The sequence below is a fragment of the Candidatus Dormiibacterota bacterium genome (assembly GCA_035544955.1).
Taxonomy (GTDB): Bacteria; Chloroflexota; Dormibacteria; order CF-121; family CF-121; genus CF-13.
The window spans coordinates 206,512-223,550 of the sequence record DASZZN010000033.1 but is presented as its reverse complement, the minus strand read 5'-3'; the positions used below and the strand labels follow the sequence as shown (position 1 = coordinate 223,550).

Here is a 17,039-nt window from a genome sequence, read left to right as displayed (position 1 = left end):
CATGGCGCGATTGAAGATCACCTACGTCCGCAGCGTGATCGGGCAGAAGCCCGACCAGGAACGGACCGTCCAGGCGCTGGGCTTCCGCCGTCTGAACCAGACGGTGGAGCACGAAGACAGCCCGCAATTGCGCGGCATGGTGCATAAAGTCCGGCACCTGGTCAAAGTGGAGGAGACAAAGTGAAGCTCCACGAGCTCCAGCCATCGCCCGGGTCGCACCACTCCCGCAAGCGGGTCGGTCGCGGGCCGGGCTCCGGCCACGGGAAGACCGCGACCCGAGGCCAGAAGGGGCAGCGCGCCCGCACCTCGGTGAATCTGCCGAAGACGTTCGAGGGCGGCCAGACGCGGCTGACCATGCGGACGCCCAAGCTCCGCGGCTTTCACAACCGCTGGAAGAAACGGTTCGCGGTGCTGAACCTGACCCGGCTGAACCGCTTCGAGGAGGGCGCGGAGATTCGCCCGGAAACGCTGCTGGAGGCCGGCATCATCAAGGACGTCGGCGCCGGCATCAAGGTCCTGGGCACGGGTGACCTCAAGCGCAAGCTGACGATCCACGCCCACCAGTTTTCGGCGGAGGCGCGCCGCAAGATCGAGGCCGCCGGCGGGACGGCCGCCGTCATCGAGGTTCCCCCGCCGATCCGCCCGAAGACGAAGCGTGCGAAGAACCAGCCGAAGCCGGTCAAGCCCGAGCCGGTCGAGAAGGCAGCGGAATCGGAAGTCGACGCCGCGGCCGCCAAGGCCTCGAAGAAGGCCAAGGCGAAGGCCGAGCAGAGCGCGAAGGCCGAAGCGAGCGGGCCGGGCGAGCCGGGCGAGCAAGCCGAAAAAGGCGAGAAACGCGATCGAGGCGAGAAACGCGAGCGAGGCGAGAAAGGCCAGGCGACCCGTGCGTCCGGTTCGGAGGATTCCCCGAAACCCGATAAGGATAAAAAGAAGAGCTAGGCATGTTAGAAGCGATCGGTAACGCACTCCGTATTCCCGAGCTGCGCCGCAAGATCCTCTTCACGCTCGGACTCTTCCTCGTGTTCCGGATCCTGGCGCACATCGCCGTGCCCGGCGCCGACAAGGCCGCCCTCGACAAGCTCTTCAATACCAATGCCTTCCTCGGTCTGCTCGACCTGTTTTCGGGAGGCGGGCTGTCGACCTTCTCCATCATCGCCATGGGCGTGAACCCGTACATCAACGCCTCGATCATCATGCAGCTGATGACGGTCGTCTCCACCCGGATGAAGGAGCTCAGCAAGGAAGGGGAGTTCGGTCGGCGCAAGATCACCCGCTGGACCCGCTGGCTCACCGTCGCCCTTGGCCTGCTTCAGGCCTGGGGCCTCACGCTGGTCTTCAGCCGCCAGGGCGTCCTGTCCAACCTCAGCTGGCTGGGCATCGTGGAGATCATGATCACGTTGACCGCCGGCACCGTGATGCTGATGTGGTTCGGTGAGCTGATCACCGAGTATGGGATCGGCAACGGCATCTCGCTAGTGATCTTCGCCGGCATCGTGGGACGGATCCCGAACACCATCTACAACCTGCTGACCGGCGGCGGCTCCGCGAACCTGGCGCCGATGCTGCTCTTCGCCGCCCTGGCGATCGTGGTCACCGCCTTCATCATCGAGGTGCAGCAGGCCCAGCGGAAGATCCCGATACAGTCGGCACAGCGCGTGGTGGGCCGAAAGATCTACCAGGGGCGAAGTTCCCATCTGCCGCTCCGTGTCAACCAGGCGGGAGTCATCCCGATCATCTTCGCCATCTCAATCATGTTCTTCCCGGTCATCATCGGGAACTTCCTGGCGACGGCTCCCGACCCGTGGGGGACGATCTCGCGGGTGCTGCGCACCTACTGGGTGCCGACCGGTCCCAACATCCCGACCGACATCCTCTATAACTTCGTCTACTTCGTCCTCATCTTCGGCTTCACCTACTTCTACACCGCGGTCACCTTCGACCCGGTGGATACGGCCGACTACCTGAAGAAGCACGCCGCCTTCATCCCCGGCATCCGTCCGGGCGTGGCCACGGCGCAGTACCTGGACCGCACCATGACGCGGATCACCTTTGCCGGCGCCCTCTTCCTCGGTGGGGTGACCGTGCTGATTCCGCTACTGGCCACGGCACTGACCCGAATACCAACGCAGAACATGTACCTCGGAGGGACCGCGATCCTGATCGTGGTCGGCGTTGCGCTCGACACCATGAAACAGATTGAGACGCAGCTGATCATGCGTCAATACAAGGGGTTCATAAAGTAGCGACCTCAGGTCGCGAACTGTCCCTATGAATCTGATTCTTTTTGGCGCGCCCGGCGCCGGCAAAGGCACCCAGACGGGATCCCTGATCGAGACCTACCACATCCCGGCGATCGCGACCGGCGACATGCTGCGCGAGCAGCGGCGGGCCGGGTCGGCGCTCGGCGAGCAGGTCAAGGGCTACATGGACCGCGGCGAGCTGGTGCCGGACGCGCTGATGATCGACATCATCAAGACGCGATTGAAGAAGCCGGATGCGAAGAGCGGCTTCATCCTCGATGGCTTCCCGCGGACGGTCGCCCAGGCCGAAGCCCTTGACGCAATGCTCGACCAGCTGGGGCGGCGGGTCGATGCGGTGATCTACCTGCGGGTCAGCCGCCAGGTGTTGATCGACCGGCTGTCGCACCGCTACAGCTGCAAGACGTGCCATGCGGTCTACACCTTCACGCCGCAACAGGCGCGCGAGCTGCCGCGCTGCACCCTCGACGGCGGCGAGCTCTACCAGCGGCCGGACGACCGCACCGAGATCGTGGCGCACCGCATCGACGTCTTCCTCACCCACACCGCGCCCTTGATCGACTACTACACGGCCCAGCACAAGCTGGAGAACATCGACGGCCAGATGTCAGTGGAGGCCGTACGCTCCGACATCACCCGCCGGCTCAGCGCGCTTCGCAAGGGGGCCGGCTCACGATGATCATCTACAAGTCGCCGGCCGAGATCGACTTGATGCGGGAGGCGGGCGCCATCCTGGGCGAGGCCCTCGCCCACCTGCAGTCGATGGCGCGGCCCGGCGTCACCCTGCTCGAGCTGGACCGCGAGGCGAATCGCTTCATCCGGGGGCGCGACTGTATCCCCGGGTTCATCGGCTACCAGGGGTACCAGAACGCCATCTGCACCTCCGTGAATAACCACGTCGTCCATGGCATCCCCTCCAACCGCAAGCTCCGCGAGGGCGACCTCCTGAGCCTGGACGCCGGCCTGATCCACCGGGGCTTCTGGGCGGATGCCGGCCTCACCGTCGGCATCGGCAAGATCTCGGCCGAGGCGCAGCGGCTGATGGACGTCACGCGAGAGTCCCTGAGCATCGGGATCGACCAGGCCCGCGTCGGCAACCGGATCGGCGACATCAGCGCCGCCGTCCAGCGGCACGTCGAGCAGGCCGGCTTTTCCGTCGTCCGGTCGTTTGTTGGGCACGGCATCGGCCGAGACATGCACGAGGACCCCCAGGTCCCCAATTTCGGCGTCGCCGGCACGGGGCCCCTACTGAAGCCGGGGATGGTGCTCGCGATCGAGCCGATGGTGAACGCCGGCGGGCCCGATGTGGCCCTCTTGAATGATGGCTGGACGGTGGTCACAGTCGACGGCCTCTGGTCCGCCTACTTTGAACACTCGGTGGCGATCACCGCAGACGGGCCCGAGATCCTGACGGTCTCGAAGAAGGCCCTCCCGGCGCGCCAATGAGGGATTGCCAGTCCCTGCCCCAGTTGCGGGGGAGGGTAGGGTGGGGGCCGTTTAGCCCTGCCGATCTTGTGGTAAGCTATTCGTTCGTGCGCCGGAAATCCGGCGATCTCGTCATGGGTATTTGCTGATGACGGGGATTGTCGTCGGACGAGTGGTGGAGCCGATGCCCAACGCGCTCTACCGTGTCGAGCTCGAGACCGGCCACAGGATCGTCGCTCACGTGGCGCCGGCCGCGCGGCTTCGGTTTCTCCGGGTGATCCCGGGTGACCGCGTCCGCGTCGAGGTGTCACCGCTCGATCCGGGGCGTGGACGAATCGTCAGAAAGGCAGAGTGAGAAATGAAAGTTCGGGCGTCGGTCAAGAAAATATGCGCGAAGTGCAAGGTCATCAAGCGCGGCGGCCAGGTGCGGGTCATCTGCGTGACGCCGAAACACAACCAGAGGCAGGGATAAGAGGGTAGATGGCTCGAATTGCCGGCGTTGATATTCCCCGCGAGAAGCGCGTCGAAATCGCGCTTACCTACATCTTCGGGGTCGGTCCCCATACCGCGCGGCGTGTCCTGACGATCGCGAACGTCGATCCGAACATGCGCGTCAAGAACCTGAACGACGAGCAGATCGGCCGCCTCCGCGACGTTCTCGACAAGGAAGCCAAGGTTGAAGGCGAGCTTCGCCGCGAGATCGCGCTCAATATCAAGCGCCTGATGGAGATCGGGACCTATCGTGGCCTGCGCCACCGGCGCGGCCTGCCCGTCCGCGGGCAGCGGACCCGCACCAACGCCCGTACCCGCCGCGGCCCGCGCAAGACGGTCGGCGTGCGCAAGAAGGCAGAGGCAAAGAAGTAAGGCATGCCGAAGAAGAAAGTCGTCCGCACCCGCCGCCGCGAGAAGAAGCACGTCACGGTGGGCCAGGCACACATCCAGTCCACCTTCAACAACACCGTGGTGTCGTTGACCGACGCCCAGGGCAACGTGCTCGCCTGGGGCAGCGCCGGCAGCCAGGGCTTCAAGGGGTCGCGCAAGAGCACGCCCTTCGCCGCCCAGATCACCGCCGAAGCGACGGCGCGGCGCGCGATGGAGCACGGCCTCAAGCAGATTGAGATCTTCGTCAAGGGACCGGGAGCCGGCCGCGAGGCCGCCATCCGTTCGCTGCAGGCGGCGGGTCTCGAAGTCACGGCGATCACGGACGTCACGCCCATCCCCCACAACGGTTGCCGACCACCGAAGCGGAGGCGAGTCTAGCGATGGCCCGCTACGAAGGCCCCGTCTGCCGTCACTGCCGCCGGGAGGGCGTCAAGCTCTTCCTCAAGGGGGAGAAGTGCTTTACGAAGTGCACCCTCGACCGGCGGGCGATGCCGCCCGGCATGCACACTCAGGTCCGCCGCCGCAAGGTGTCCGACTATGGGATCCAGTTACGGGCCAAGCAGCGCGCACGCCGGATCTACTTCCTGCTCGAGGGCCAGTTCCGGCTCTACTTCGACCGCGCGGCGAAGATGGCCGGCGTCACCGGCCTCAACCTGCTCCGCCTCCTAGAGACGCGGCTGGACAACGTCGTCTACCGGGTTGGCTTCGCCGCCTCGCGGCGTGATGCCCGGCAGCTCGTCTCGCATCGACACGTCACCGTCAACGGCCGGCTCGTCAACATCCCGTCCTATGCCGTGCGCATCGGCGACGTGATCGCGATCAAGGACAAGAGCAAGGAGGTCGATCGCATCAAGAATGCCCTCGACGCCGGCGAGCAGCGGCCCGTCGTTCCCTGGCTGAGCCTGGACAAAGACAACATGACCGCGAAGGTCACCGCGCAACCCGGACGCGACGACATGGACCAGACCATCCAGGAGCAACTGATCGTCGAGTTTTATTCGCGCTAGCGAACCCATTCATACAAGGAGAACCATGATCGATATCGCCCAACCCCAAGTCAAAAGCATCGAGAACTCCGCCACTTATGGAAAGTTCGAGATCGAGCCGCTGGAGCCCGGCTTCGGCACAACGCTCGGCAACGCGCTGCGCCGCGTCCTGCTCTCCACGCTGAAGGGCGCCGCCGTCACCTCGGTCTCGATCGAGGGTGTGGCGCACGAGTTTTCCTCGATCCCATACGTCAAGGAAGACGTGACCGAGATCATCCTCAACCTCAAGGGGCTGAACCTGATCTCCTACAGTGACGACCCCGTCCGCCTCACGCTGGACGTAACCGGCCCGCGCGAGGTCAAGGCGTCGGACATCCAGGCGCCGAGTGACGTCGAGATCGTCAACCCCGAGCTCTACATCTGCACCCTCGACAGCAACAAGGGCCGGCTCCGCATGGAGCTGACGGTCGAGCGCGGCAAGGGCTATGTGCCCGCCGAGCGGAACAAGAAGGAAGGCCAGCCGATCGGCGTGATTCCGATCGATGCCATCTTCAGCCCGGTAGTGAAGGCCAACTTCCTCATCGAGAAGACCCGCGTCGGCCAGGAAACGGACTGGGACAAGCTGATCCTCGAGGTCTGGACCGATGGGACGATCGTTCCGGATCAGGCCATCAGCGAGGCGGCCAAGCAGTTCACGTCGCACCTGGGCCTCTTCACCCGCTTCACCGAGCGGATCAAGGATGCCGACGTGCCTCAGCAGAAAGGAAATGACGTCTCCTCGCGCCTGGCGGACACGCCGATCGAGGACCTCGATCTTTCCGTTCGCGCCCTCAACTGCCTGAAAGCCAATGAGATCACTAAGATTGGCCAGCTGGTAGCGCTGCGCGAGGAGGACCTGCTGAGCCTGCGCAACTTCGGCCGGAAGTCCTTGGACGAGATCAAGGAAAAATTGGTTCAGCGCGGCTTCCTGACGCCGGAAGAGCTGACCAAGGTCCTGGTCTAGGAGGCCAGCGGCGGGTGCGGCATCAGAAGGCGGGACGCAAGTTCAGCCGGAGCACGGCGCATCGCAAGGCGATGCGCCGCAACCTGGTCACGTCCCTGCTCGACCACGGCCGCATCGAAACAACCGAGGCCAAGGGTAAGGAGCTGCGCCGCTGGGTTGAGACGGTCATCACAACGGCCAAGAACGACAACGTCGCCGCCCGCCGGGCGGTGGACGCGATCGTGGAAGACCGTGAGGTCACCGAGCGCCTCTTCACCAAGCTGATGCCGCGCATGAAGGAGCGCCCGGGCGGCTATACCCGTGTGCTGAAGATTGGCCCACGCCAGGGCGACGGCGCGCCGATGGTCCTGGTAGAGCTCGTCGACCGATGAACGTCAAACTCACCATCGAGTACGAAGGCACGCGCTACCAGGGGTGGCAGGCACAGGCGGGCGCACCGACGGTCGAAGGGGCGTTGCGGGAGGCGGTCCAGTCCCTCACCGGCGAATCACCGCTGCTGACGGCTGCCGGCCGCACCGATGCCGGCGTGCATGCGCTCGGTCAGGTGGTCAACTTCCGCCTCGAGCGCGCGTTTCCGGTTGAACAATTGCCTGGCGCGCTCAACGCCCGCCTGGCTCCGGACATCGCGGTTCGGCGTGCCGAAGCCGTCGATGACAGCTTCAACGCCCGCTACTCGGCGCGGGCCCGCCTCTACGCCTACCGGATCCGCCAGGCGCTCCCCCGGGGCGCGTACCAGCGGCAGTACGCCTGGGGCCTGCATGACACGCTGGACGTCACCGCCATGCAGGCGGCCGGGGACCGCCTGGCCGGGAGGCACGACTTCCGCGCATTCGGCCGGAGCCCGCGACCCGGCGGCCACACCGTGCGCCATGTCCACGAGGTCAAGGTGAGCGGCGCCGGCGACTGGGTCACGATCGCGGTCGCGGCCGACGCCTTTCTCTACGGCATGGTGCGCCGCATCGCCGGTGCGCTGGTCGACGTCGGTCGCCGCCGCCAGCCGGTGGAATGGATCGATGCCCTGCTGGGCGGGTCGACGACCGGATTACGCCTCGCGCCAGCCCAGGGGCTGGTACAGGTTGCGGTGGAGTACTAGAGCGATGCCACAACCAGGAAAGACCTACACCGCCAAACCATCGGAGATCACGGCCGGCTGGTACATCGTGGATGCCAACGGGCAGACGCTGGGCCGGCTTGCGGCCAACGTGGCGAAAGTGCTGCGCGGCAAGCACAAGCCGATGTACACCCCACACCTGAACACGGGCGACCACGTCATCGTCGTCAACGTCAAGGGAATCAAGGTGACCGGCAAGAAGCCGACCGACAAGATCTACACCTCGTACACCGGCTATCCCGGCGGCCTTCGCAAGCGCGCCTACGGCGACATGGTCGTCAAGCATCCGACCTATCCCTTCCGGCACGCGGTGTCCGGGATGCTGCAGCATGGGACGCTGGGCAAGGAACAGCTTCGCCGCTTGAAGGTTTACGTCGGCGACGCGCATCCGCACAAGGCGCAGCAGCCGGTGCCAATCCGCTTCGGAAGTAAAGGAGATATAGAAGTCATTGGCCGATAACGCCACCTACTACTACGGCACCGGACGGCGCAAGAATGCTGTCGCGCGTGTTCGCCTCTATCCCGGTGAGGGCACGATCACGGTGAACAACAAGCCGCCGCTGCAGTACTTCGGCCGGCGGATGCTGGAGATGGTAGTGGTCGAGCCCCTCAAGCTCACCGAGACCAGCAAGCGTTTCAACGTCAGCGCCATGGTCGATGGCGGCGGCATGTCCGGCCAGGCCGGGGCTGTGCAGCACGGCATCGCCCGCGCTTTGTGCGTGGCCGACCTGGCGATGCGGCCCGTGTTGAAGAAGCACGGTATGCTGACCCGCGACCCGCGCATGAAGGAACGGAAGAAGCCCGGCCTCAAGCGCGCCCGCAAAGCCCCGCAGTACACCAAGCGCTAACCGGACGCGGCCGGCCGCGTTCACTCCTGTTACCCGGGCTGTGCCCGCTCGGGCGCGACCTCGGCGTGGGTCCGCAGCCGGCCGATCGGCGTCGCGATCACGATGATGACCGGGAGCAGTCCCACCCCGGCGGCGATCAGGAAGGTGGGCACGAATCCGATGCGATCGGCGAGGAAGCCGCCGGCGAAATTGGCCAGAGGCCAGACGCCCCAAAAGAACGTGCGGAAGGTCGCGTTCATGCGTCCTTGCAGATGGGAGGGGGTTAACGATTGCCTGAGGCTGACCTGCTGAATGTCCATCACGGTGATCGCGACGGCGGCGACGAAGTTCGCGAAACAGAGCCAGGGGACCGGGGGGAGGAAGAGTGCGAGCGGGATCATGGCGAGACCGACCGGCGAGCCGCTCACCCCCACGAGGATCGCGCGCCCCAGGCCCAGCGTCGCCACCAACCGGCTGGACAGTACGGAGCCGACGAGGGCGCCAACCCCGAAGGCGGCGAAGATGAGGCCCGCTTCGGCCGGGGTCAGGTGGAGCTGGCGGTAGAAAAAGACGAGGTAGATCGGAAGGGCGAGCTGCTCCGCGATCGAAAGGCTTGTCATCATGGCCAGCAGGCTGCGTAGGAGCGGATGGTGAAAGACCAGGCGAATGCCCTCCCGCAGCTCGGCCATCACGCTGGATTGCGCGCCGACCCTCCTGGGCAGCGGTTCGGGCTCGCGGATCCAGAGCAGCGTAAGAACCGAGATCACGTAGGAGAAGGCGTTGATGCCGATCGTGCGCGCCGCGCCGATCGCCTGCACGAGGACGCCACCTAGGCCCGGCCCGGCAAGCAGGGCGATGGAGAAGCTCGTGTTCAGCTTGTTGTTTCCCTCCACGATGTCCGCCTTGCCGACGAGGGAGGGCAGGTAGGCGAGGTAGGCGACGTCGAAGAGGACGTTCCCGATTCCCATGCAGAGCGCGACCACGAAGAGCTGGGCGAGCGTCAGGCCGTTGAGCAGAAAGGCCAGCGGGATCGACGCCAGCGCGATCGCTCGTCCGGCATCGGCGATGATCATCAGGGGCCGGCGTCGAACACGGTCGGCGAGGACGCCGGTGAAGAGCGTGAGGACGAGGAAGGGGAGCCGTTGGGTCCCGACGAGCAGCCCGATGACCATCGCGCTGGTGTGGAACTGCAGGATGGCGAGGGTGGGCAAGGCGAGCACGGTGATCTCGCCGCCGATCACGCTGATGGTCTGGCCCGACCAGAGCTTCAGGAAGTCGGGGTGACGCCAGAGCCGACTGCCTCCCAGCATTGCCGGCACAGGCTAGCAGCCGATGACGACGCCGACGGTTAGATCCGGGCTACGCTCGAGGGCTACCTCGACGCCGCGACATCCACCAGACAACCGCGGCGATGAGGATGACCAGGACCACCACGCCGGCGATGATCTTGCTGGTCGTAATAGCCGTCGAGATCAGGGGCACGATGAGAGCGGCCGCCATACTCAAAATCATCCTTGGAGTCTAAACGGTTGGCCTAGGCTCAGCTGGCCTAAGACAATAACCGCGATTTCAGGAAGTCGATACTGCGGGCGATGATCTCGCGCGACCGGGGGCTAGGGTCGAGGACATCGAATGCGTGCCTCCCATCGGCGTGGTTATGAAGTTCTAGGTCGAGGCCCGCCTTCAGGGCCGAGTCTGCGAAACGATCGAGCGTCTCGTTGAGTCCCGCATGGTCAAGTCCCGCCCTGGCCACGAAGATCGATGGCCCATTCTTGCCCATCCGGAGTGGCGCCGAAAACCGCTCGAGCTCAACGCCAGCCACAGGTGGCGGCACCATCGATCCGTAATAAACCACCAGGCTTCGCACGCCCGGTCGGTTCGTGACCGCCACGTGCGCACCCAGGAAGCCTCCCGCTGACGCGACCCAGATGGCGAGTCGATCGGGATCAACATTCCAGGTGCTCGCCCGAGCCCGGACGAGCGCCACGAGATCCTCGACATCCACTGCTGCGTCAGGAATGCGGATCCATCCTTGGGTTGAACGGTGGTTGAACGTAATCGCGACCAAGCCTGATGCCGCGAGCAGTTCTCCCCACGACACGTACTGGCCCCAGTCCTTGATGTCCTTCAACCAGTCCGCCGGGCCGTCTCCATGGACAAGGATCACCGCCGGGAGTGCCCCTCCCGCGGCGGGGGCAGGCCGGTAGATATCCATGAGGAGCGTCCCGGCTGGCAATGACTTGTAAACGAGGTCACGCTGGCGTTGAATCCGATCCATCCCAGGGACGGAATACACCACCCTGAGCGGACGGAAGTCGGGTGGCTGCTCGGCCAAGGTTAGACGATACTAGTGACCGCTAGTGGACGTCATCTTGCGCGACATCCTGGTGTTCCTTCAGAGCGGGAACATCTGGCGGCACGTTCTCGACGTGATCGACATCGGCCTGGTGGCGTTCTTCCTCTACCGGCTGTTCCTGCTGGTCCGGGGGACCCAGGCTGTCCAGCTGATGTTCGGCGTGCTCCTCCTCGCCCTGATCGGCCTGCTCGCCAGCCTGCTCGATCTGCGCCTCCTCTCCTGGATCTTCCGTAATGCCGCCCCCGCCATCCTGGTCGGCATCATCGTGCTCTTCCAGCCGGAGATCCGCCGAGCGCTCGACCAGTTCGGGCGGATCGGTTTCATCGGCCGCCCGCTGGCGCACTACAACCTCCAGATCTTCAACCGGATGATCGACGAGGTGATCCGGGCCACCACCAAGCTGACGCAGCGCTTCACCGGAGCGCTAATCGTCTTCGAGAAGGAAACCGGATTGGAGAACTACGCCAACAGCGGCATCCGGATCAATGGCGAGCTCACCGCGGAATTCCTGGAGGCGATCTTCTTCCCGAACTCGCCGCTCCACGATGGTGCCGTCATCGTCCGCGGAAACCAGATCCTGGCCGCCGGCTGCGTCCTACCCCTGGCGGAGGAAGGGACAGTCCGCGAACGGATGGGAACCCGCCACCGCGCCGGGCTCGGCCTCTCGATGCAGACGGACGCCGTCGTCCTGATCCTCAGCGAGGAGCTCGGCCAGATCGCCGTGGCCCACGAGGGAAAGCTCCTGCGCAACCTCGACCCCGACCGGCTGCGGCAGGTGCTGACCTCGCTGCTCCAGCCCCGTACCGAGCTCCATCGTCCGCCGCTCCCTGTCTGGCGTCGATAGCGCGGGGCCGGGTAAGATAACCATCCTGCTCGCCAACCTCCGACTCAAGCTGCTGGCGATCGCATTTGCTGTCGCGCTCTGGAGCGTGGTCGCCTACGCCCAGAACCCTACTCAGGATCACAAGTACAGCTTGAAGATGGACACGCCCGCGGTGCCTTCTGGGCTCGTCCTGGTCGGCGACGTGCCGTCGGTCACGATCACCGCCATCGGGACCACCGACCATATGCGGTCGTTTGATGCCCTGCTGCGCGTCAACCCGGGCATGCTGCATATCACCGGCAATTTTTCCGGAGTAAAGGTCGGAAAGAATGACGTCCCTATCCGGGTCAATAACTCCGACCCGTCGATCACCGTTGTCGCGCCCAGCTCGGTGTCCGTCACGATCGACGAGCTGGGATCGAGCAACCTGCCGGTTTCGATCGAACGGGTCAAGGCCCTTGTGTCCGGCTACCATGAGCAGACCGCCGCCACCACAGTGACACCGCCGAGCGTCCGCGTCGACGGACCGAAGAGCCAGTTGGCGGGCATCCAGGCGGTGGTTCTCATTGAAATGGACTCGGTCAACGCCCCCGGCTTCACGCAGCCGTTCTCGGTCGTCCTCTGGGACCAGAACAAGAAACCCGTGACAAAATCGATGACCGTGAGCCCGGCCAACGTGACGGTGAAAATGGTCGTCCAGGCCGACGCCATCACCGTTGACAAGGGCGTCGGGTTCACGCTCACCGGGCAGCCAGCCACAGGCTACCGGCTGACCGGCGTCCAGGTCGCGCCCCAAGTCGTGCAAGCGACCGGCCTCGCCAACATCCTGGCCGGGCTGGCGCTGCTCGCGACCGATCCCATCGACCTCACCGGCGCCAAGGCCGACATCGTCAGGACGGTTAACATCCGGCCGCCGGATGGGGTCACGGTGAATCAGAAGACGGTCCAGGTCCATGTCTTTATCGCTCCGATCGCCGGAGCCTCGCCTAGCTCCAGCCCGTAACTTTGGGCCGACACGCCCGTTTAACCAAAACAGCGAACTGAGTTCGCTCGTTTGAGCGTGTCCGGAGTGGGAACATAGGAGGCCGGGGTATGTGCGGGATTATTGGCTACCTGGGCGAGCGCTCGGCGGCGCCCATCATCATGGAGAGCCTCAAGCGGCTCGAGTACCGTGGCTATGATTCCGCCGGGGTCGCCATTTTCAACGAGGCGGACGGCCAGACCTCCGTGGTGAAGAGCGCCGCCAAGGTCGACACGCTGGTCGAGCGCCTCACCGAGGAGATGCCCCAGGGCCGGCTCGGCATCGGCCACACCCGCTGGGCGACGCACGGCCGCCCCACCGTCATCAACGCCCATCCCCACACCGACTGCCACAGGCAGATCATGGTGATCCACAACGGCATCATCGAGAACTTTGCGGAGCTGCGGAAGGACCTGCAGGCGAAGGGCCATGTCTTCATCTCCGAAACGGACACCGAGGTCGTGCCCCACCTGATCGAGGAGTTCGACAAGGGCGACCTGGTGGCGGCCGTCCGGGAGGCGCTGGCGAAACTGCGGGGCGCTTATGCGATGGCGATCTTCTCCCAGCGCGACCCCGACCTCTTGATCGGCGCCCGCCTGAATGCCCCACTCGTGGTCGGGATCGGTGACAAGGAATGGTTCGTCGCCTCCGACATCACCGCGGTCATCCCGTATACGAAGAAGGTCCTGCTGCTGGGCGAAGGCGAGATGGTGTCGATCACCAAGCTCGGGCCCGAGGTGAGCACCATCGGCGGTGCCGCCGTCAAGCCCAAAGTGATCGAGGTCAAGTGGGATATCAGCCAGGCCCAGAAGGGGGGCTTCCCGCACTTCATGGCCAAGGAGATCAACGAGGCGCCTGAGGCGGTCTCCAACGCGCTGCGGGGACGCCTGAGCGACGAGGGGGAGGTCACGTTCGAGGAATTCGGACTGACCGATCGCCAGCTCCTCAAGGTGCACGACATCAAGATGGTGGCGGCCGGCACGTCGTACTATGCCGCCCTGCTCGGCAAATACATCATCGAGGACCTGGCGCGCATCCCAGTCGAAGTCGAGCCGGCTTCGGAATTCCGCTACCGGCAGCCGATCATCGATCAGGACACGCTGGTGATCGGTGTCTCCCAGTCTGGCGAGACCGCCGACACGCTGGCCGCCATCCGCGAGGCGAGGCAGCGCAAGGCGAAGGTGGTCTCCATCACCAACGTCGTCGGCAGCTCGATGGCCCTGGAAAGCGATGGCGTCATCTACTTGCACGCCGGACCGGAGATTGGCGTGGCGTCGACCAAGACCTTCATCGCCCATCTCACCTCGCTGTATTTGCTGGGGATCCGGCTGGCGGCGGTCCGCCACCGGCTGGCGCCCGAGCGTCTGCGCGAGCTGGCGGCTGAGTTGAAGGCCCTGCCGGTCGCCGTCCAGCAGGTCCTCGATCGGGCTGAGGCGTTCCAGGCGCTCGCGCGGAAGTACTCCGGCTACCGCAACTTCATGTACATCGGCCGGGGGATCAACTACCCGATTGCCCTCGAAGGCGCCCTGAAGCTCAAGGAGATTTCGTACCTGCATGCCGAGGGCTATGCGGCCGGTGAGCTGAAGCATGGGCCGATCGCGCTGCTCGATCAGAATTTCCCCGTCTTCGCGATCGCCACCAAGGCGGCGACGCTCGAGAAGATGGTCAGTAACATCCAGGAGGTCATTGCCAGGGACGCGCCGGTGCTGGCATTGATCACGGACGGCGATCACACGCTCGCCGAGGTGCAGCTCGACCGTATCGAGGTGCCGGCGGTTTCCGAGTTCCTGTCGCCCATCCCCAATGTCGTCGCGCTGCAGCTCTTTGCCTATTTCGTCGCGACCGAGCGCGGCTGCAACGTCGACCAGCCCCGCAACCTGGCCAAGAGCGTCACCGTAGAGTAAGGAGCGTGACCCCTCGGGTCGGCGTAGATGTCGCGGCGATTCCGCGCATTGCGGAGGCCCAGAAGCGATTCGGGGATCGGTTCCTGCACAAGTTCCTTACCGACCGGGAGATCGACTATTGCGGCGGCAGCGCAGAGCGCTGGGCGGGCCGCTGGGCGGCAAAGGAAGCGATCGGCAAGGCGATGCCAACCGGCGTGGTGCGCCCCCGTATGCGCGATGTCGAGATTCTCCCCAGCGATGACGGACGGCCCCATGTGCGCGTGGCTGCGGCAACCACGCTGACGGGACGCAGCGTGGACGTCAGCATCGCCCACGATGGCCACTTCGCGGTTGCGGTGGCCGTGATCCCGGAGGCCGAGGCGATTCGGCCACGCGGCGCGCTGCCCGATGGGTTCCGGCTCCCCGCCCGACCGCGCGATGGGCACAAAGGGACCTTTGGGACGGTCGTCGTACTGGCGGGGTCGCAGGGCTATACCGGCGCCGCCTACCTGGCGAGCATGGGCGCGGCGCGATCCGGCGCGGGCATCGTCCGCCTCCTGGTCGCCCAGTCGATCTATCCGATCCTCGCCGAGAAGTGCACCGAAGTCATCGTCGGGCCCGTTCCCGAGATCTCGCCCGGGGTGGTCGGGCACGCGTCGCTCAGCGGGATCCTTCGTGGCTTCGCGGGGGCTGACGCCGGCGTGATCGGGCCCGGGCTGGGACGCGATGCGTCGACCCGGCGCCTGGTGGAGGATCTCGTTCCGCGCGTCGCGGCGCCGCTGGTGCTCGACGCAGACGCCCTCAACCTGCTTGCCGAACACCGCACGATCCTGCCGCGCCTGTCGCCGCAGATCGTGCTCACCCCGCACCCGGCGGAGTTCGGGCGCCTATCCGGCCTCGAGACGTCGGCGGTGCAGCAGGATCGGCGTGGGATCGCGTCGCGCTTTGCCAAGGTGTGGAACAAGGTGGTGGTGCTCAAGGGCGCCGGCACCGTCATCGCCGCCCCGGACGGACGCGTGACCCTGAACCCCATCGCGACGCCGGCGCTGGCTTCGGGCGGCACTGGCGATGTCCTCGCCGGGCTCATCGGCGGACTGATGGGCCAAAAGCTGCCGCCCTTCGAGGCCGCCGTCACAGGCGTGCACCTGCACAGTCTTGCGGGGCTGGACCTCGAGGCGTCGCTGGGTCAGGCCGGCGTGCTCGCGTCCGACCTGCTGCCACAGGTTCCGCGCGTGATGGAGCGGTTGCGCTGACCGAACACGGCGCGACGAAGTGGGCTGACGTCGATCCGTCGGCGATCGCTGACAACACGAGTCTCGTCAAGCAGCTCGTCGGTGAGAAGACGGCCGTGATGGCGGTGGTGAAGGCCGACGGCTATGGGCACGGCGCGGTGCCCACGGCCCGAGCGGCGCTACAGGGTGGCGCGACCTGGCTGGCGGTGTCGTCGGTACCGGAGGGGATCGAGCTGCGCAAGGCCGGCATCGTCGAGCCGATCCTCAACCTCGGGTACACGCCGCCATCCGCGCTCTCGGCGGCGATCGCCGCGAAACTGGCGATGACGGTCTACGATCGCGACGGCCTGGCGCTGCTCAAGACCGCGGCGACCGAGATTCCCGTCCACGTCAAGGTCGACACCGGGATGCACCGCCTGGGCGCCGCGCCCGCGGAGGCCGTCAAGCTCGCCGCAGAGGTTGATGCCGATGTGAACCTGCGGCTGGAGGGCTTCTGGACGCATTTTGCCGACGCGGACCAGGACCCCGCTTTTACAAGGGAGCAGTTGCACGTGTTTCTCGACGCCCGCGCCGCCCTGGTCCGCGCCGGTGTCACCGGATTTCTCAGCCATGCCGCCAACTCGGCGGGACTCCTTCGCTTTCCCGAGGCACGACTGGACCTGGTGCGCGCCGGCCTCATCATCTATGGTGTTCGGCCGGTCCCCAGCTGGGCCGACCTGCCTGGGCTCCGCCCGGCACTGTGCTGGCAAACGATCGTGACCAACGTCGTCGCGGTGCCGATTGGCGAGAGCGTCGGTTACGGGCGCAAGTTCATTGCCCGCGAGCCGGCGAGGGTGGCGACCATCGCCGTCGGCTATGCCGACGGCCTGCACCGGCGCGCGTCGGCTGGCGGTCGCGCGATCGTCCGGGGCGTCGCCGTCCCGATCGCCGGCACGATCAGCATGGACCAGGCCGCGATCGACGTCCGAACCGTCCCCCAGGTCGCAGTTGGTGACGTCGTGACACTGATCGGCGAAGAGGGCGGCGCCACCTTGAGCGCGGACGATCTCGCGGAGGCGTCGGGAACGATCTCCTACGAAGTCCTGTGTGCGATCTCGAGCCGGGTCCCGCGCCGATACCTATAATCTATGCAGCCCTAGCGGAGCGGAATGCGCTGAGAAAGTCGGTTCGCCGGCTGACGCTGGAACCTGATCAGGTGATACCTGCGGAGGAAAGGGGCTCGAGCATTCCGC

Annotated in this window: 22 protein-coding genes, 1 pseudogene and 1 riboswitch; of the genes and pseudogenes, 20 read left to right on the top strand and 3 right to left on the bottom strand. The window is 65.6% G+C overall.

Going from position 1 to position 17,039, the window contains the following annotated elements:
* Nucleotide 1: 1 nt before the first annotated feature.
* The 15 genes and pseudogenes from rpmD to rpsI all read left to right on the top strand — a co-directional run bounded on the left by rpmD (nucleotide 2) and on the right by rpsI (nucleotide 8,513).
* The gene (gene rpmD / locus VHK65_12310; GenBank protein HVS06926.1) at nucleotides 2-184 is read left to right on the top strand and encodes a 50S ribosomal protein L30; all 183 of its coding nucleotides are present in this window, start codon (nucleotides 2-4) and stop codon (nucleotides 182-184) included.
* Nucleotides 181-621, top strand: a pseudogene (rplO, locus tag VHK65_12305) (50S ribosomal protein L15). Before rpmD ends, rplO begins: the two are co-directional and overlap by 4 nt.
* Nucleotides 622-941: 320 nt before the next feature.
* On the top strand, nucleotides 942-2,243 hold the full coding sequence (secY, locus tag VHK65_12300) for a preprotein translocase subunit SecY (protein ID HVS06925.1): 1,302 nt from the start codon (nucleotides 942-944) through the stop codon (nucleotides 2,241-2,243).
* Between the two features lie 25 nt (nucleotides 2,244-2,268).
* Nucleotides 2,269-2,937, top strand: a complete 669-nt coding sequence (locus VHK65_12295; GenBank protein HVS06924.1) for an adenylate kinase — start codon at nucleotides 2,269-2,271, stop codon at nucleotides 2,935-2,937.
* A complete protein-coding gene (gene map / locus VHK65_12290; GenBank protein HVS06923.1) occupies nucleotides 2,934-3,704 on the top strand; it encodes a type I methionyl aminopeptidase in 771 nt (256 codons plus the stop codon). Before VHK65_12295 ends, map begins: the two co-directional genes overlap by 4 nt.
* A 127-nt stretch (nucleotides 3,705-3,831) precedes the next feature.
* Complete coding sequence (infA, locus tag VHK65_12285; GenBank protein ID HVS06922.1) at nucleotides 3,832-4,038, top strand: translation initiation factor IF-1; 207 nt, start codon at nucleotides 3,832-3,834, stop codon at nucleotides 4,036-4,038.
* A 3-nt stretch (nucleotides 4,039-4,041) separates the two neighbouring features.
* Nucleotides 4,042-4,155 (top strand): 50S ribosomal protein L36, encoded by a 114-nt coding sequence (rpmJ, locus tag VHK65_12280; GenBank protein ID HVS06921.1) that lies wholly within the window; start codon nucleotides 4,042-4,044, stop codon nucleotides 4,153-4,155.
* A gap of 8 nt (nucleotides 4,156-4,163) precedes the next feature.
* A complete protein-coding gene (gene rpsM, locus VHK65_12275) occupies nucleotides 4,164-4,547 on the top strand; it encodes a 30S ribosomal protein S13 (protein ID HVS06920.1) in 384 nt (127 codons plus the stop codon).
* Between the two features lie 3 nt (nucleotides 4,548-4,550).
* Nucleotides 4,551-4,943, top strand: coding sequence for a 30S ribosomal protein S11 (gene rpsK, locus VHK65_12270; GenBank protein ID HVS06919.1), 393 nt, complete (start codon nucleotides 4,551-4,553; stop codon nucleotides 4,941-4,943).
* A 2-nt stretch (nucleotides 4,944-4,945) separates the two neighbouring features.
* Entirely contained in the window at nucleotides 4,946-5,572 is a 627-nt protein-coding gene (gene rpsD / locus VHK65_12265) for a 30S ribosomal protein S4 (protein ID HVS06918.1), read from the top strand.
* 25 nt (nucleotides 5,573-5,597) lie between these two features.
* Complete coding sequence (locus tag VHK65_12260; GenBank protein HVS06917.1) at nucleotides 5,598-6,554, top strand: DNA-directed RNA polymerase subunit alpha; 957 nt, start codon at nucleotides 5,598-5,600, stop codon at nucleotides 6,552-6,554.
* Nucleotides 6,555-6,568: 14 nt separating this feature from the next.
* Nucleotides 6,569-6,925: a 50S ribosomal protein L17 gene (gene rplQ, locus VHK65_12255; protein ID HVS06916.1), complete on the top strand. Its 357-nt coding sequence runs from the start codon at nucleotides 6,569-6,571 to the stop codon at nucleotides 6,923-6,925.
* Nucleotides 6,922-7,647: a tRNA pseudouridine(38-40) synthase TruA gene (truA, locus tag VHK65_12250; GenBank protein HVS06915.1), complete on the top strand. Its 726-nt coding sequence runs from the start codon at nucleotides 6,922-6,924 to the stop codon at nucleotides 7,645-7,647. The genes rplQ and truA overlap by 4 nt, the downstream gene beginning before the upstream one ends.
* A 4-nt stretch (nucleotides 7,648-7,651) precedes the next feature.
* A complete protein-coding gene (rplM, locus tag VHK65_12245; protein HVS06914.1) occupies nucleotides 7,652-8,125 on the top strand; it encodes a 50S ribosomal protein L13 in 474 nt (157 codons plus the stop codon).
* Nucleotides 8,115-8,513, top strand: a complete 399-nt coding sequence (gene rpsI / locus VHK65_12240; GenBank protein HVS06913.1) for a 30S ribosomal protein S9 — start codon at nucleotides 8,115-8,117, stop codon at nucleotides 8,511-8,513. The genes rplM and rpsI overlap by 11 nt, the downstream gene beginning before the upstream one ends.
* A 29-nt stretch (nucleotides 8,514-8,542) precedes the next feature.
* On the opposite strand, the gene VHK65_12235 is transcribed toward rpsI, so the two are convergent.
* The 3 genes from VHK65_12235 to VHK65_12225 are packed head-to-tail and all read right to left on the bottom strand — an operon-like array spanning nucleotide 8,543 to nucleotide 10,827.
* On the bottom strand, nucleotides 8,543-9,802 hold the full coding sequence (locus tag VHK65_12235) for an MFS transporter (protein HVS06912.1): 1,260 nt from the start codon (nucleotides 9,800-9,802) through the stop codon (nucleotides 8,543-8,545).
* A gap of 49 nt (nucleotides 9,803-9,851) precedes the next feature.
* Nucleotides 9,852-9,992 (bottom strand): hypothetical protein, encoded by a 141-nt coding sequence (locus tag VHK65_12230; GenBank protein ID HVS06911.1) that lies wholly within the window; start codon nucleotides 9,990-9,992, stop codon nucleotides 9,852-9,854.
* A 49-nt stretch (nucleotides 9,993-10,041) separates the two neighbouring features.
* Nucleotides 10,042-10,827, bottom strand: coding sequence for an alpha/beta hydrolase (locus VHK65_12225; protein HVS06910.1), 786 nt, complete (start codon nucleotides 10,825-10,827; stop codon nucleotides 10,042-10,044).
* Nucleotides 10,828-10,852: 25 nt separating this feature from the next.
* Here VHK65_12225 and cdaA point away from each other — a divergent pair, with 25 nt between their 5' ends.
* The 5 genes from cdaA (at nucleotide 10,853) to alr (ending at nucleotide 16,931) form a co-directional block, all read left to right on the top strand.
* On the top strand, nucleotides 10,853-11,692 hold the full coding sequence (cdaA, locus tag VHK65_12220; GenBank protein ID HVS06909.1) for a diadenylate cyclase CdaA: 840 nt from the start codon (nucleotides 10,853-10,855) through the stop codon (nucleotides 11,690-11,692).
* Nucleotides 11,693-11,777: 85 nt separating this feature from the next.
* Nucleotides 11,778-12,674 carry a CdaR family protein gene (locus VHK65_12215; GenBank protein HVS06908.1) on the top strand — a complete coding sequence of 299 codons (897 nt, stop codon included), beginning with the start codon at nucleotides 11,778-11,780 and terminating at the stop codon, nucleotides 12,672-12,674.
* 89 nt (nucleotides 12,675-12,763) lie between these two features.
* Entirely contained in the window at nucleotides 12,764-14,596 is a 1,833-nt protein-coding gene (gene glmS, locus VHK65_12210) for a glutamine--fructose-6-phosphate transaminase (isomerizing) (protein ID HVS06907.1), read from the top strand.
* 5 nt (nucleotides 14,597-14,601) lie between these two features.
* Nucleotides 14,602-15,828 carry an NAD(P)H-hydrate dehydratase gene (locus VHK65_12205; GenBank protein ID HVS06906.1) on the top strand — a complete coding sequence of 409 codons (1,227 nt, stop codon included), beginning with the start codon at nucleotides 14,602-14,604 and terminating at the stop codon, nucleotides 15,826-15,828.
* The gene (alr, locus tag VHK65_12200) at nucleotides 15,825-16,931 is read left to right on the top strand and encodes an alanine racemase (GenBank protein ID HVS06905.1); all 1,107 of its coding nucleotides are present in this window, start codon (nucleotides 15,825-15,827) and stop codon (nucleotides 16,929-16,931) included. The genes VHK65_12205 and alr overlap by 4 nt, the downstream gene beginning before the upstream one ends.
* Nucleotides 16,932-16,934: 3 nt before the next feature.
* Nucleotides 16,935-17,038: riboswitch (TPP riboswitch) on the top strand.
* The last annotated feature ends 1 nt before the right edge of the window (nucleotide 17,039 follow it).

What these genes read in the sequence shown, in the direction of transcription:
- rpmD (HVS06926.1), top strand. Translation starts at nt 2, where the DNA reads ATGGCGCGATTGAAGATCACCTACGTCCGCAGCGTGATCGGGCAGAAG.
- secY (HVS06925.1), top strand. Translation starts at nt 942, where the DNA reads ATGTTAGAAGCGATCGGTAACGCACTCCGTATTCCCGAGCTGCGCCGC.
- VHK65_12295 (HVS06924.1), top strand. Translation starts at nt 2,269, where the DNA reads ATGAATCTGATTCTTTTTGGCGCGCCCGGCGCCGGCAAAGGCACCCAG.
- map (HVS06923.1), top strand. Translation starts at nt 2,934, where the DNA reads ATGATCATCTACAAGTCGCCGGCCGAGATCGACTTGATGCGGGAGGCG.
- infA (HVS06922.1), top strand. Translation starts at nt 3,832, where the DNA reads ATGACGGGGATTGTCGTCGGACGAGTGGTGGAGCCGATGCCCAACGCG.
- rpmJ (HVS06921.1), top strand. Translation starts at nt 4,042, where the DNA reads ATGAAAGTTCGGGCGTCGGTCAAGAAAATATGCGCGAAGTGCAAGGTC.
- rpsM (HVS06920.1), top strand. Translation starts at nt 4,164, where the DNA reads ATGGCTCGAATTGCCGGCGTTGATATTCCCCGCGAGAAGCGCGTCGAA.
- rpsK (HVS06919.1), top strand. Translation starts at nt 4,551, where the DNA reads ATGCCGAAGAAGAAAGTCGTCCGCACCCGCCGCCGCGAGAAGAAGCAC.
- rpsD (HVS06918.1), top strand. Translation starts at nt 4,946, where the DNA reads ATGGCCCGCTACGAAGGCCCCGTCTGCCGTCACTGCCGCCGGGAGGGC.
- VHK65_12260 (HVS06917.1), top strand. Translation starts at nt 5,598, where the DNA reads ATGATCGATATCGCCCAACCCCAAGTCAAAAGCATCGAGAACTCCGCC.
- truA (HVS06915.1), top strand. Translation starts at nt 6,922, where the DNA reads ATGAACGTCAAACTCACCATCGAGTACGAAGGCACGCGCTACCAGGGG.
- rplM (HVS06914.1), top strand. Translation starts at nt 7,652, where the DNA reads ATGCCACAACCAGGAAAGACCTACACCGCCAAACCATCGGAGATCACG.
- VHK65_12235 (HVS06912.1), bottom strand. Translation starts at nt 9,802, where the DNA reads ATGCTGGGAGGCAGTCGGCTCTGGCGTCACCCCGACTTCCTGAAGCTC.
- VHK65_12230 (HVS06911.1), bottom strand. Translation starts at nt 9,992, where the DNA reads ATGGCGGCCGCTCTCATCGTGCCCCTGATCTCGACGGCTATTACGACC.
- glmS (HVS06907.1), top strand. Translation starts at nt 12,764, where the DNA reads ATGTGCGGGATTATTGGCTACCTGGGCGAGCGCTCGGCGGCGCCCATC.